16 protein-coding genes and 2 pseudogenes are annotated in these 13596 nt (G+C 55.7%); 13 read left to right on the top strand and 5 right to left on the bottom strand.

The genetic code is table 11. The features are described 5' to 3' along the window. Positions 1-48 precede the first annotated feature (48 nt). Together CK500_RS16595 and CK500_RS17845 are read right to left on the bottom strand one after the other, a co-directional pair. On the bottom strand, positions 49-396 hold the full coding sequence (locus tag CK500_RS16595; RefSeq protein ID WP_095638289.1) for a DUF6788 family protein: 348 nt from the start codon (positions 394-396) through the stop codon (positions 49-51). A gap of 87 nt (positions 397-483) precedes the next feature. After that, a complete protein-coding gene (locus CK500_RS17845) occupies positions 484-630 on the bottom strand; it encodes a DUF7129 domain-containing putative zinc-binding protein (protein ID WP_269843963.1) in 147 nt (48 codons plus the stop codon). An 89-nt stretch (positions 631-719) separates the two neighbouring features. Here CK500_RS17845 and CK500_RS16590 point away from each other — a divergent pair, with 89 nt between their 5' ends. Both CK500_RS16590 and CK500_RS17110 read left to right on the top strand, forming a co-directional pair. Further along, a complete protein-coding gene (locus CK500_RS16590; protein ID WP_095638288.1) occupies positions 720-1088 on the top strand; it encodes a hypothetical protein in 369 nt (122 codons plus the stop codon). Positions 1089-1113: 25 nt separating this feature from the next. Further along, the gene (locus CK500_RS17110) at positions 1114-1473 is read left to right on the top strand and encodes a hypothetical protein (RefSeq protein ID WP_144049606.1); all 360 of its coding nucleotides are present in this window, start codon (positions 1114-1116) and stop codon (positions 1471-1473) included. On the opposite strand, the gene CK500_RS17105 is transcribed toward CK500_RS17110, so the two are convergent. Continuing rightward, entirely contained in the window at positions 1465-2034 is a 570-nt protein-coding gene (locus CK500_RS17105; RefSeq protein ID WP_144049605.1) for a hypothetical protein, read from the bottom strand. The genes CK500_RS17110 and CK500_RS17105 overlap by 9 nt on opposite strands. 565 nt (positions 2035-2599) lie before the next feature. Here CK500_RS17105 and CK500_RS17100 point away from each other — a divergent pair. The 4 genes from CK500_RS17100 (at position 2600) to CK500_RS16570 (ending at position 4546) form a co-directional block, all read left to right on the top strand. After that, entirely contained in the window at positions 2600-3199 is a 600-nt protein-coding gene (locus CK500_RS17100) for a hypothetical protein (RefSeq protein ID WP_144049604.1), read from the top strand. Between the two features lie 447 nt (positions 3200-3646). After that, a complete protein-coding gene (locus tag CK500_RS16580) occupies positions 3647-3811 on the top strand; it encodes a hypothetical protein (RefSeq protein ID WP_233139266.1) in 165 nt (54 codons plus the stop codon). Positions 3812-3989: 178 nt separating this feature from the next. Continuing rightward, the gene (locus CK500_RS16575; RefSeq protein ID WP_095638286.1) at positions 3990-4292 is read left to right on the top strand and encodes a type II toxin-antitoxin system HicB family antitoxin; all 303 of its coding nucleotides are present in this window, start codon (positions 3990-3992) and stop codon (positions 4290-4292) included. 5 nt (positions 4293-4297) lie between these two features. Then, positions 4298-4546 (top strand): type II toxin-antitoxin system HicA family toxin, encoded by a 249-nt coding sequence (locus tag CK500_RS16570; protein WP_095638285.1) that lies wholly within the window; start codon positions 4298-4300, stop codon positions 4544-4546. 99 nt (positions 4547-4645) lie between these two features. Here CK500_RS16570 and CK500_RS16565 read toward each other — a convergent pair whose 3' ends face one another. Both CK500_RS16565 and CK500_RS16560 read right to left on the bottom strand, forming a co-directional pair. Then, positions 4646-5947: a site-specific recombinase gene (locus CK500_RS16565; protein ID WP_095638284.1), complete on the bottom strand. Its 1302-nt coding sequence runs from the start codon at positions 5945-5947 to the stop codon at positions 4646-4648. A 490-nt stretch (positions 5948-6437) separates the two neighbouring features. Further along, the gene (locus tag CK500_RS16560; RefSeq protein WP_095638283.1) at positions 6438-8033 is read right to left on the bottom strand and encodes a transposase; all 1596 of its coding nucleotides are present in this window, start codon (positions 8031-8033) and stop codon (positions 6438-6440) included. Positions 8034-8299: 266 nt separating this feature from the next. On the opposite strand from CK500_RS16560, the pseudogene CK500_RS16555 reads away from it, so the two are divergent. The 7 genes and pseudogenes from CK500_RS16555 to CK500_RS16525 all read left to right on the top strand — a co-directional run. Next, positions 8300-8479: pseudogene (locus CK500_RS16555) on the top strand (IS5/IS1182 family transposase); the annotation flags it as partial. Between the two features lie 168 nt (positions 8480-8647). Beyond that, positions 8648-9325 carry a metal-dependent transcriptional regulator gene (locus CK500_RS16550; protein ID WP_095638282.1) on the top strand — a complete coding sequence of 226 codons (678 nt, stop codon included), beginning with the start codon at positions 8648-8650 and terminating at the stop codon, positions 9323-9325. 128 nt (positions 9326-9453) lie between these two features. Then, positions 9454-10713, top strand: coding sequence for a multicopper oxidase domain-containing protein (locus tag CK500_RS16545; RefSeq protein ID WP_095638290.1), 1260 nt, complete (start codon positions 9454-9456; stop codon positions 10711-10713). A 1-nt stretch (position 10714) separates the two neighbouring features. Continuing rightward, the gene (locus CK500_RS16540; protein ID WP_095638281.1) at positions 10715-11971 is read left to right on the top strand and encodes a ZIP family metal transporter; all 1257 of its coding nucleotides are present in this window, start codon (positions 10715-10717) and stop codon (positions 11969-11971) included. 141 nt (positions 11972-12112) lie between these two features. After that, positions 12113-12418 carry a cupredoxin domain-containing protein gene (locus tag CK500_RS16535; protein ID WP_321166838.1) on the top strand — a complete coding sequence of 102 codons (306 nt, stop codon included), beginning with the start codon at positions 12113-12115 and terminating at the stop codon, positions 12416-12418. Positions 12419-12527: 109 nt separating this feature from the next. Further along, the gene (locus tag CK500_RS16530; RefSeq protein ID WP_095638279.1) at positions 12528-13322 is read left to right on the top strand and encodes a heavy-metal-associated domain-containing protein; all 795 of its coding nucleotides are present in this window, start codon (positions 12528-12530) and stop codon (positions 13320-13322) included. Continuing rightward, positions 13274-13596 (top strand): annotated as a pseudogene (locus CK500_RS16525) (IS6 family transposase); the annotation flags it as partial. The gene CK500_RS16530 and the pseudogene CK500_RS16525, both read left to right, overlap by 49 nt.

Raw genomic sequence — 13596 nt, 5'->3', positions numbered from 1 at the left:
GTGATTCCTGTGTAGGTGTGAGAAGACTTCTATGACGCCCTCACACTACTATTCATTTCCCGGCTTGCCGACGTACTCCGATTTCATTGTCCCATTCTCACGATAGTAGCGGTAGAGATACGGGCCGTGCATATCCGTGGGATTCCCGCTTGCGCATTTACAGCTGTCGTCGCCACAGGTGACTTTCTCTTTGACAACGGTCCCGCTTCCTGCGCTATCGGACTCGTCGACGGGCTCGGCAGTCTCCGGAAGCTCGTCGGTGTCAACCGACTGGTTGCGATACTCAATGAGTACCTCGACGTAGTTCTGTATCTCATGGAGTGTCTCCGTATCCTGTTTCGGGAGCCCTTCTGCGAGATACTTCGGGAGCGAGGTGGGTGGTGACGGCTGCTTCATACCTTATGTAACAATCGGAGCCATATCAGCGTTCGGGTGCTACATAAGGTATTGAAGTTTCTCTACCACCCGTGAGCACTTCAGCAATTACTCGAGATCGTAGGCCGCAATCTCGTCAGAGCCACACTGTGGACATTCATCGACGTCCTCCTCCACACTGTATCCACAGTGGCGGCACTCGTAGTGCGCTGTCGATGGCAGCTCGAGCCGACGTACCGCGACCGGTTCCCGCAACCGTCAGCTGGCGAGGTGCCCTCGCTCCTCAAGGATGCTCTCACGGCACACCCGGACGAACAACCGTACTTCATCCGGCAAGGCGTGGCATGAGTTCGCTCGTGCGTACGAGGGCGTCGAGGGGGCCCCCCTGTGGCCGTCTACAGTACCCCACTCCACGCCGCGACATCGACAGGGATCGCGGCGTCGAAGAGCCGATCTCCGAAGACCGTGAGCGGACATCGTCCGAGGACAAACCCACGGTGCCGGTGTTCTACAACGTCCCAAGCACCGCCGCCGATCGCGCCATCGAGCGGTTCCACCACCGCATCGAGAACCCATTCAGAGATGACTCGCCGTACCAAGCGCAGATGATCCGGCTCAGTGATTTTATCTACTCCGAGACCAAGGAGGAACGGTCGTGTGGGTTGATAGAGTGCCGCTCAGCAGGTACGCCGCGGATGCTGGGGTCGAACTGAAGGCGGAACTGTCGAGCACGGGGGCATGATGACCGGCGACAACGCAGACTGGGAGAAGCTCGCTCGCCACCTAGCGGAGGACCAATGTCATGACAACCGAGCCGCCTTCGAGGACGAGTTCCGCGCCCTCGCGAAGACCTTCCGCACCGGCGAAGAGGTCACACCAGAAGACATCCGTGAGCTCCGACGGGTACTGAACAAGCCGCGTCGCTTCGTCGAAGAGAGCGTCGCCCCATCCGCCGGGTGTGAACCCTGGGGCCAACCCGTCCAGTCGATGCCAGGAGCGCGCGTCCAGGTGCTGTATGGTCCGATGGCAGCGTTCAACAACGAAGACGAACATCGGGAGAGTGCGGCGTCTGACACAGCGGTCGCCCGTTTAACTTGAGTCAAAGCGCTCTACAAGCTCTTTTACGGTCTTCCCTCGCCGCTTGATGGCCGTTCTGTGCGCTCTGTTCAAACTCATTCTTTCAGGATCTCTAATTATCTCGTGCGCTTCTCTGTACGCAGCATTTTCACTGTACTGCTTGACATACGCTACCCTATCTGCACGTTGATGATCTCGCAGATATGCGTTATAGCCATCCTCAAGAACCCGGTCAGGTTTGATTTGTGCGGCGGTAGCAGCTCTACATAAATACGCAGCTGAGTCACGTAGTGAGCGTTGCATCGGAGGATTTGCCTTCGAGCGTTTCGGATTAGATTCGATAAAATGTTCAAGCCCAGCTTCAATCACACTCCTCCCACCAGGGAACCCAGATCCAAGATCTCCTTCACGGGGGATGCCAAGCTCATCTTCATACCCATGTCCGATGCGCCCATAGTTGTCTCGGGGAGCATACCCAGGTATCGGCTCATCTTCCGGTTGTTCTGGTCTGTGGTCGTCTCCAAATGTCGTTCGGAGCTCATCTGTTGACAGGCAATTGTATATGAGTGCTAGATCATGCATGGCGGCGCGGAGCCGCTGTCGGATCTTGTACCTGAACGCACGGTCGGCGTCACCAGATTTGTCAACATTTCCTTGGAGATAGTCGCGTTGTTGACGAGTTAAGACCGCCCCAGGACGCGAATTGTCTGATTGGGTCACGTGAACGCATACGTTCACGAAGTCAAAATGTTATCGGCAGTACAAAAATGGGGTATGAATGGCAGACTGAAGGAAACGAAGAGACAGCTCCCGTGGAGTGGACTCGTATTGGCCGTTGTTTTCTTGATAACGGTTTCGTGGATTCTGGGATGGGGTAAAACTGGAATCGGGGTTGCTGCAGTCTTAGTCGCACTTTGGGATGCTCGGAATTAGCTGTTGATATTGGATCTACTACTGACCACTGGCAGATCAGAAATATCAGTGATAAATCATTTTAATGAATTTAGCCCATAACTTGCCCAGCTTCAATAGTACCACTTTCGCCCCGGTTACATTATTTTTAATTCGTTAGTATACATCGACACTTCATGGTCACCCAATTCGCGTATCGTAGCCCGGTTGATCGACAGAAACAGCTCTCATAATTATGCCAGGAAACGAAGAACATCGACGAGGAGCTGTAATAACTGGAGGAGTTGTCGGAATCATCGCCGCGGCAGGTCTGTTCCACCTATACGGAAATGCCCTTGCGTCGGTTGGAGTACTTACCGCGTTCTTCATCCTGCCTGCGATCGGTACTGATCTCCCAGATACTGATTCACATAGCTCCCTCCCAAGAAAAAGACTGAATCACCTCCTTATTGGGGTGTGTACCCTAGGTGGGGCTGTTGTAATCTACCGGTTCAGGGAGACACTTATTTCGGCAGTGTCTAGTTGGACCCAGAGCACGTACGTCGCATATCAAGAGTACATCATTATTGGCGCTATTGTATTCACTCTCTTTCTCGCAGCCAAGGCTGGCGTCCCAAAAGCTGTACAGGCTGTAATGCCGGCTCATCGCGGTCCCATGCATAGTGCGCCTCTGTGGATCGGCACCTTTGCGGTTCTTGGTGTTGCTGGAATCTATTACATCCCGTTCTTATCGATCCAGTCTCCCGGGCTTCCTGAGGCTGTATTTGGAGCTGTACTGGTGGCTCCGCTCTGGGGTGTTATTGACCATCTTGGAAGAGATGGTGAACTCACGTGAGTTGTACAGGGGTTCTGTTGAGTACCCGTTTTACGCCCTCACGAGAGCAGACGGCGCACTCCGACAAACCCGCCAAACCCTGCTAAAACAACGACTAACGCTGTTAGAGTGGCGAGTATAACAGCGGCAGTTACGGACATATATTGACGTTCATTTTCACACACAAAAATTCCCGGTCAGTCACCTTCTGATGGCTTTCCCGTGGTGTCTTATCCAGATTGGTTTTCTACATCCACAGAATCAGGTTCTAGTCAACGCGTGACCTGTGTCTGACTTAATCTTAAGATTAGGCCAACAGCTTCTCCCGGACGAGAAGCTGATAGCCGTGGGCAGAACAGGTGTCGCTACTTCGTGGTCACCGCCCAGTAGCCATGTCCCAGAGGAGGGCAACGTTGACGACGCCAAGGATGATACCGGTTTATCCCTTCACAACGGGTAGAGAAAGACATGAGCCGCGAAGCCCCCGCCGACGCCGACATCATTTCGGACGAGGAGCTCACCGCGCTGCTCGCCGAGGCCGAGGGGAGAACGCCCGAGGAGATTGAGCGCGGTGCCGCCGAGATCGAGATCGCTTCCCCCGAGGAAGCGATTGCCGTCGACGTCGACGAGTAGTGCTACTGCTTTGACGCGGTTTCGGTCCACCGAGAAGCAGCTACAGGTGATCCACTGACTGACGGTCTTGTTCTCGAAAACAACTCAACTCGACTCCATGGCGGCCACTATCGATGGCCTGCGTTTTGGAGATTTACCGGCCGAATGCTTATCACACTACTCAGGTAATACGCTGATAATGAGCACTGAAACGAGTACGAACGACGATCCTCAGGGTGGGCGAACCATCACGCTTACCCAGGCGGACGACGGCTGGTGGGTTGCCCGTGACGAGGAGACAGGTGTTGCGAGCCAAGGTGAGACGAGGCAGGATGCCCTCGACAACCTCGACGAGGCAGTCGCACTTCACAAGGGTGAGATCGGCGAGTCGATCGATACTCGGGAGGAAGAGGAGAAAGTACTCGAGGAACTCGGTATCGATCCGGATGAGGTAGCGCAGGCTCGTGATGAGAACGATGGCCTCCCTGACTTTATGCAGTAAATCGAATGGCGTCACGCGATTTCTCTGGGCGCGACATCGTCAAGGCACTCACGAAAAACCGCTTCGTCATTGTTGACCGGACTGGTAGCCACGTCAAGTTGCGGTACGAGCACCCGACAAACGACGATGATGTCCGCGTCGTCTCTGTACCGCAACACGATCGGATCCGAATTGGTACGTTGCGCAACATCGCAGAGCAATCCGGGGCGGAGGACTTCGAGAAGTGGTGTCAGTGGATCGAGCAGCAGTGCTGATCCGCTACTCAGCTAATCCCTCGAAGATATTGGACTGGACTCTCAGGCGGATCTACTGATTCAGACGTTACTATCGTATAGTAACATGAGAGTCGGGTCTTACCGCTCGTTTACCCGGTTGTCTGTCTGCGAGAACGCTTCGGTCGCCATGTCGGCGCGTTCGGCCGCCTCGATATGCTGGTAGGCCTCGCGGACCTGTTCCTCGCTGTTGTCGAGGTACCGCGCCGCAGCGGCGTAGCCGAACTGCCGGACGAGTACCTCCCCGACGCCCCGGCGCCCGCCGTGAAGTTCGAGATAGTCCCCGTCGAGTGTGAGGTCCAGCTCGTCGCGACGTTCGGCAAGCGTATCGTGAGTCCAGAGCCGTTCCATGATCGACCGGGCGCCGCCGGTGGTGAGCGGCTTTGGCGCGTCAAGCTCGTGTTCGGCGGCGACGATCAGGTCGGGCGCCCCGCCTCGAATGCTCTCGATCGCGTCGTCGTCGAGGCCGGCGTCACCCAATCCATCAGTGACGTGCGAAGCGAGCGAAGGTCGATGAAGCGTCGTGAACACCGGCCACGAATCCGGGACATCTAGCACCTCGGCGTACCGGCGCAACGGCCCGATGACGGGTTCGGGGAGCGACGCCTCCTTCCACTCGCGACTTTTCCGGAACACCGTCACGCTGCTGTCCGCGAACGACACGTCACGCCATCGGATCCCGTTGCGGCCCTCGCGGTCCTCCTTCGGCGCCGAGAGAAACTCCGACCCGCGCAGGCCCGTATACGCAACCACGTATACGAGTGCCTGTTCGCGACACCGCTGGTACGCTTCGAAGCGCGCTCGTTGTTTGGCCCGCCACAGCTCGCTGTCCGGATCACCCCTGTCGGCGTGCGGAACCTCGATCTCGCCGAGCGCGTCGAACGTCTCGGAGACGCGCCGGTCGACGAACTGCGTGATCAGGTCCCGGTGGATCGGTTCCCACGCCTGCTGGTCCCCTGGACGTCGGCCATCGTTCTCGGGGAGCGGGTCCTCGGCGTCCGATTCGCGAGCATAGTGGCGCGGGATGTACCCCTGCGCGTGTGCCCACCCGCACCACGACGCGACGTGGGCATAGTAGGTGAGCACTGTCCCGGCGGTGTTCCCTTCCGACGAGAGATACCGCGCATAGTCCGAGAAGACCGTCGTGTCGAGGTCCGCAAACCGGACAGTATCGCCGTCGACGACGCCGGCCCACGATTCGGGCGGGGAGGCGTTCGCACTATCGCTTCTCTGACCGAGACACCATTCCTTGAATCGATTTATTTCACGCTTGGCGTCCGTCCGGTACGCACCGTCCTCGCCAGCGTCACCCTTCCCCTTGTCCGTGAGGAATTTTGTGAACGTGTCGTCGATCGCGGTCTCGACGGAGCGGCGGCCCGTCATTGGCCCTCCGGAGTGTGAGGGTTGTGCCGTCGGAACGCCGCTCCAGCAGTGACGATCGGGCTGGAGCGTGCGTCGGTGGAAGGGTCGGCCATGATTCTGATTCTGCCTCGTTTGGGGTCACGGGTGGGGGTCACTAAGAGCTTACTCTGTCTTACTCAGCTAAGACCAAGTAAGTAATTGCGGCGAATATGTGAGTTTGTAAGTGCTTATCGAGTGATCTCGGCTTCGAGAGCCTATCTAAGCGGTACGGACACACTATTATATTGTATATCGCTATACCGATTTCTGCCGCCTGATGTTCCACAGTTTCGGAGGATAGGCTAGTTTTGGATCGAATCGCCATCAAGTCGTGGTGATTCTCAGCAGTCGGGGATCGATTTTGAATCCTTACTCTCGAACTACCGGACGAGCGTACGAAATTGCGTGGATTTTGGCGCTGCTGAATACGGTTGTCACTCTTGAGCGGCGAACCCAGCGAGAGCTCAGCCGATTAGTCGTGCGGGATCAACGCCGAGGCAACGAGCTCAACACACTCACCCGCAGTCAACACGGGTTCGTAGTCCATCTCTCCGTCGACAACTGCTTTCAGCAGGAAATCGGTGAGCCGCCAGATATTGTACAACAGCACCGCGAACACGAAGTAGAACAATCGAACACGGTAGTCTTTCGAGGAGGTCTTCGCGAGAAAGTCGCCCTTGATCGATTTGTACTCGCTCTCGATTTGCCACCGACGACTATACCGTCTACAGAACGACTCGGCTTCCTCCGGACCGACTCGGAGATTCGTCGCGAAGACGGCCGTCCCCTCACCACTCGTCGACGGTACGTACAGGAGCCGCATTGGATGCGATCCAGATTCCACATGGACAGAAGCTGACTCAACGGCCACCTCTTGGTCGTCTTCCTCCATTTGTTCGAGTACATCCCGTTCAGAGCTGGAGACTCGCTTCGGAATGAGGTAGTTCACATCGAGGTTTGAGAGCGTCTGAAACACGCGTATCGAATCGAACTCCCGATCACACAGCACTGTCTCAATCGGAACGTGTTCTTTCGCTTGTCGAACCAGTCGCCGCACAGTGCGATGAATCTGATTCGACGAGTTCTCATCCCACTCAGAGCTCTCTCGGACCGGTTCTACGGCGAGAACGAGCGGAATGTTCTGCCCGATGATCGAGAGGGTTGCGAATTTGAACGCTCGACCGTCTCTATCCTTCGTCCCGCTGACCATCGGCATTCCTTTGACCTCTCCGTAGTAGGGAATAGTTGTGATATCGATCGCGGCCGTGACTGGACGTCGGAACGATGCTTCAGAGGCGATCACGGAGAGTAAGCGATCCGTCGTCTCGTTAAATCCGCTCACGAGGCCTTCAGGATCGAACTGTTTGACAGCGCGGAGGTGGGTGTCGCCGTGGGGTCCATACTCTTCACCACGACGGTACTGAAAGCGAGTCGCTCCTTGCGCGGTTCCGCATCGAACCATCCCCATGAACGTCTGTAACTCGAAAAATTGCGTGTCTTCGTAGGTAGTGTTTGACGCCCGATCAGAGTCGAAATGACCGAAGGCGTGATCACGCGCGAGGCGCGTTGTCTGGACGATTGCGTTCTGTGAGAATGATTCGTCTTCGACTGAGTCTATGTTTTCTTCAGTACCTTCGACGATCTCTTTCTTGGGGCGAACCTCAGACGCTGAGATATCGCGATCGTGAACTTCTTTGATAACAAAGTGGGCAGCAGCGTGGACATATTCGTGGGTCTCGTCGTCGAATCTATTTCGCCACGCTCGTGAGAAGGCCGATTCGTCAGGTACTCGGGTGAAGCCGAGAATAGTGGCGACTTCCGGTTGCCGGGTGAGTCGTCGAGAAAACTCGGCGTACGAATCTCCGGTGATCTCCATGAAAACGAACGAGAGGACCATTGCTCGAAAGGAGAGTGGCGCAGGATGCCACGCTGGATACTCGTCTTTGATCGCGTCTATCGAGTGATCAAGGTTCTCGAACGCAGTGACGAGATCGGTTTCTTTGAACTCGTTACGGATGGTGATCCCTAGCTGGTACGCTTCGCACAGAGTGCATTCAAAATTTTCCACTAGAAGGTGAATCGTCAGGGGTGCTCATACAATATACTGAGGAAGGTTACAAAATCAACGCTTTGAGTGGAAACGTTGAGTAGAACACGAATTTACAGCTAGATTGAAATTCTATCCAAGTGATATATGCTGGCTTGATTGTGGTCAATACCTCACAGTGTTACCGGAGAAGAGCACCCGCGTAAAGCACAAAGAGAGCCAGAACAACGGAATTGGCTCTGTTGAAATCCTCTTAGATTTATATGTTTGTCCTGTAATTTCACGAAATGAAGGCTCTCCCGAAGTCGCAGATTCTCCGATTTACTGAGAAATCTATCCATCTGGCCCGGCGAGCAGTCTTTCGATACTCCTCGAAGCTCTCCAAACACCACTATACACTCCCGCAACACGTTGGTCTGTTGTGTCTCAAAGTTCGGAAGAACACGACATACCGTGGCCTGCTTGACGGTTTCACTGGAGGTGGAATTTAAGTAATATAAATTCAACAGAGTGAGTCATTTTTGATGATAGTTCAAATTTAGCTGTGGTTGCTGGCTGGACACAATCGATAATTATCACTCCAAGTAAGACAGACGCAGTAAATTATAAATTTAGCCTTATCTAATTATTTCACAATGCTGAGTGCGATCATGGAAGACTATCTCAAAGCGATCTATTATCTCCAGAACGAAGCGGACGACCGGGTACGAACCTCGGTACTCGCTGAGTATATGGATGTAGAGCAACCGACGGTTACCAGTATGATGAAAAAGTTATCAGAGCGTGATTTCGTGCTGTACGAACCCTACAGGGGAGTTGAGCTCACTGATACTGGAGTTCCTATTGCTCTCGAAATCATTCGCCATCACCGACTGTTAGAACGATATCTGACGGACCACCTCGAGTATGATTGGGCAGAGGTACACGACGAAGCAGATCGTCTCGAACACCACATCAGCAGTAAGTTTGCCGACCGGATTGCAGAGCAGCTAGGACAACCAGCGGTTGATCCGCATGGCGACCCAATTCCCACCGCGAATCTGGATGTATCGGGAGCAAAGGATGGTGAACGTCTTGCTGATCATCAAGTGGGTGACAGCGTTCAGATCGTACGGGTTCCGGACACAGATCCAGATCTCCTCCGGTACCTGTCCAAACACGGGATTCTCCCCGGAACTGTCGTAGATGTTGTCGAGATTGCGCCGTTTGGAATGGTCACACTTGACCCTGATAGCGGAGATGGTCCGGTTGCGCTACCCGAAGAAGTCGCATGTTCCATATCCACCCAATCTCTCACACAGAGTTCTCACTGAGAAGCTCGGAAGTCCGCTAGTCTATTTTTAGATTAGACCTATTCGAAGTTTAGATGGGTCTAATTTATATATTGGGCCCATCCACTATCACATATGGGTATCCGAAGAGTCAACCCGTCGAGGAGATCATGCCCTCGATAAATTACGAGAGTGCGGCAGATGTCACCAAACGACTCGAACAGCGTTTGGTTGAATCACTCACTGGTGAAACGAGCGTCAGTCGTCGCACGGTACTCGGCAGTCTTGGTGTCGCGGGAAGTGCCGCCGTTGGACTCGGGAGTTCACGTGCAAGTGCGTCACCCGGCCACGAGGGCGATGATACACACGGTAACTTCGGTTCGGTGGGCGAATACCAAGATTTGGACTTCGATCCGCACGAGTTCCTCACCGCGTTCAATACCGGAGACAGCGGGCAGGATAACGTTCCGCAGCAAGTCTACGAGGAGGATGGTCGAACCGTACGGGAGTTCGAATTCACCGCCGTCGACACAACGATCACCATCGCTCCGGGCGTCGAGTTCCAAGCGTGGGCATTCAACGGTCAGGTGCCGGGCCCCACGATCCGTGCCGTTGAGGGCGACCTAATTCGCGTTAAATTCACGAACCTAGGACGGCACGCTCACACGATCCATCCGCATCTGAAGAACCTTAACCCGCGAATGGACGGAATCCCCCAAAACGGGCCTGGTGTCCTCGAAACGGGAGAATCATTCACCTACGAATGGATTGCCCAACCCGCCGGTACGCACTTCTATCATTGCCACTCGCTCCCGCTGAAAGAACACATCCACCGCGGACTCTACGGCACGATCATCGTCGATCCGGACCCCGAACGCGTCAGGGAGAATCCACGCGACTACGTCAATTACCCCGGCCCGATTACCGACGACATGCGGACGCGGTTCGTCGAAGAGGCGAAGAGCCGGAACCACGAGTACACCGAAAACGACGCCGTCAACGAGATGGTCATGGTGATGAACTCGTTCGACACTAACTTCGACGGCGGGAACGAGGTCTACGCGGCGAACACACGGGCGTTCGCATACGGGGTCGGTAGTACCGACGGCACCGGCAACTGGACGGCGGGCGAGACGAAGCGTCCCATCCAGATCGACAAGAACGAACGGCAACGCGTGTATCTCTCCAATGCGACTGAGTTCGACCTCATCAACTCGTTCCACACGCACTCGCAGTTCTTCGATTACTATGACCACGGGACTACGCTGACACCGACGCGCAAGACCGTAGACACGATCATGCAGACGCAGGCGCAACGCGGTATCATCGAGCTCGACTACTCGGATCACGAACCCGGGCTGTACATGTTCCACGCCCACCAATCCGAGTTCGCCGAACTCGGCTGGATGAGCTTCTTTGAGGTGGTCTAACATGGCGGATGAGACACAAAAACCGACGCCAGACGGTGGTGTATCTACTGAAAACGAGGTCACACAGCCGCTCGGACTACCGCGATGGGTCAGCGCGATACTCCCGATCGTGTTGCTCGTGCTCGTCTTGGGTGTGTTCGCGTTCACGTCACCACTCGCGAGTATTCAGAGCCAGAGTGGTGAACCGCTTCCCGACGTGACGATCACGCACACGACGCTTCCGAGCGACGAAACGGTCGTGTTACACGTAACGAACAACGGGCCCGATTCCGTGACGATTGCACAGGTCCTCGTCGATGAGGCCTACTGGAATTTTCAGGTCGAAGGAGCCGGTGGCGACCAAACGCTCGCTCCGATGGAAAGCGCACAGATCGTGATCCCGTATCACTGGAATCCGGGATGGGATCTCAACGTCGCCCTCGTACTCTCTGACGGGGCAACATTCGAGAATACGATCGTCGCTCCGAGTCAGGCACCTGGATTCAGCCTCAGTCTGCTCTGGACGCTTGCAGTCATCGGGCTGTTCGTCGGTGTGATCCCGGTCGCATTAGGGATGCTGTGGTTCCCCTACATCAAGACGATGAGCGATCGGTGGCTGCACGCCGTGCTCTTGTTCGCGGCCGGCGTCCTCGGTTTCTTGGCGTTCGACGCCGGGTTCGAGGCGTTCGAACTCGCTCAACGGGTTCCGGGCGCGTACGAGGGCGACCTCTTGGTCGTCTTCGGGATCCTCGGCGCACTCACTCTCGTTCAGGCAATCAGCGCGTGGCGCAAGGGCCGTGTTGCCGCCGGTGACAGTCGGGCGAGTAGCGGTCTCTGGATCGCCTATCTGGTCGCGGTCGGGATCGGCCTGCACAACCTCGCGGAAGGGCTGGCGATCGGGAGTTCGTTCGCACTCGGGCGTGTGTCGCTCGGCGCGTTCCTCGTGATCGGGTTCATGCTCCACAACGTGACGGAAGGCCCGGCTGTCGTTGCACCGGTCGCCCGCGGAGAGCGCCCGTCGTTCAAGCACTTCGCTGCGCTCGGCGTCATCGCCGGTGCCCCCGTCATCCTCGGCGGTTGGATCGGTAGTCTCGCGTACTCGCCGACGATCGGCGCCTTCTTCCTCGCGATCGGGGTTGGCGCAATCTTACAGGTCAACTGGGAGATCGCGGGAATGGTTCGGGATGCAGGCGGTCGCGTGGCCAGCGCCACGAACCTGCTTGCGTTCCTGCTCGGCCTCGGCGTGATGTACGTGACCGACCTCTTCGTGGCGCTCTGATAGGCACCACCCATCTCTGTTCCAATGACACTCAAATTCTACAATCGACGGACGGTATTGCGACTCAGTACTGCCGTCTTGGCGACGCTGAGCACCGCTGGATGTTTGAGCGGGCAGGCATCGTCGAGCCTGACCGTCACGATGCCCGACGATCACACGTTCGAGCCGAAGACTGCGACGATCGAAACCGAAGGGACAGTGACGTGGACGAACGAGAGCGACATCCAGCACACGGTCACAGCGTACGAAGACGAGATTCCTGCCGAGGCCGTGTACTTCGCAAGTGGTGGCTTCGAGTCAGAGCGTGCTGCGAGGAACCGGGTTACTGAGGGACTCATCGCCCCGGGGGAGAACTACGAGCACACGTTCGATCAACCCGGAACGTACGGGTACTGTTGTATTCCGCATGAGAGTTCTGGAATGGTCGGGACAGTTCGAGTGAGATGATCTGACGGGAATATTAATAACTCAATACATGGTATTTATTAATTCTTAACATAATAGGGAGCATTTATCGCAGTAGATTTAATAAATCTGTAGCGGCAAGCGGCGAGTAATGACCCCACCTGACGATGATTCCTACGACAAACGTGGCGAACCACCGAATCGAACCCACACGCACGAAGAGGGATCTCAGCATAGTCACGAGTCCACTCAGCATACAAGGGATGTCGATGACACCTCCCCACCACACGGACAAGGGAATGTTGCACAGCTCTCGGTTCCGGAGATGGACTGTCCCTCGTGTGCAGGAAAAGTTGAGAACAGCGTCGAAAAACTGGACGGTATCAACAGCATCGACCCGCAAGTGACGACGGGAACGTTGACAGTCTCATACGACAGCGAGCAAACCAGCGCTACCGAGATAGCTGATCGGGTCGAAAAGGCGGGATACACCATCGAAGACGTCGACGAGATAACGACGAAATTTACGGTTCCCGAGATGGACTGCCCCTCGTGTGCGGGGAAGATCGAAAAGTCACTCGACAAAGCTGGAGTTACAGCGTATAAAACCCGGCCAACGAACGGAACCGTCGTTGTCACGTACGATTCTTCGGAGGCCGGAGAAGCCGAGATAATCAGTGCTATCGAACGTGCTGGATACGAGGTTACAGACAGTTCGAGCGACGAGTCCGAAGGTCAGAACGCGACCGAGGAACGCGAGAGCATCTGGGTGAGTCCGCGGGCACTCAAGACGTGGATCAGCGGTGGGTTCGTTGCTCTCGGTTTGCTCCTTGAATTCTTCCTCACTGGGCAGGGCGGTGTTAAGTTAAGGATGAGGCGTTGGATTTCGTGGTGTCCATGCCAGAAATCGAACGCCTCAGGGGTCGTAGCGATTGGATCGACTTAGAATTTGTTGAGCGAGAGCGGACACCCCGCGAGATCATTGAAGTAGGTATTCACCTCCACGTTGCTGGATTATCAGTTGCGAATACCAAACAGATACTCGATAAATTGGGTGTCAAGCGCAGTCGAACGGCCATCCACAACTGGGTGCAGAAAGCCGACCTACAGCCGGAAAGCGATGCCGAGCCGAATCACATCGCGGTGGACGAGACGGTGATTCAGGTCAACGACCAGCGCCACTGGCTGTACGCGGCAGTCGATCCCGCCACGAACGAAAT

Origin of the sequence: Halorubrum salipaludis (assembly GCF_002286985.1) — an archaeon.
GTDB lineage: Archaea > Halobacteriota > Halobacteria > Halobacteriales > Haloferacaceae > Halorubrum > Halorubrum salipaludis.
This window is presented reverse-complemented; position numbering and strand designations above follow the sequence as displayed.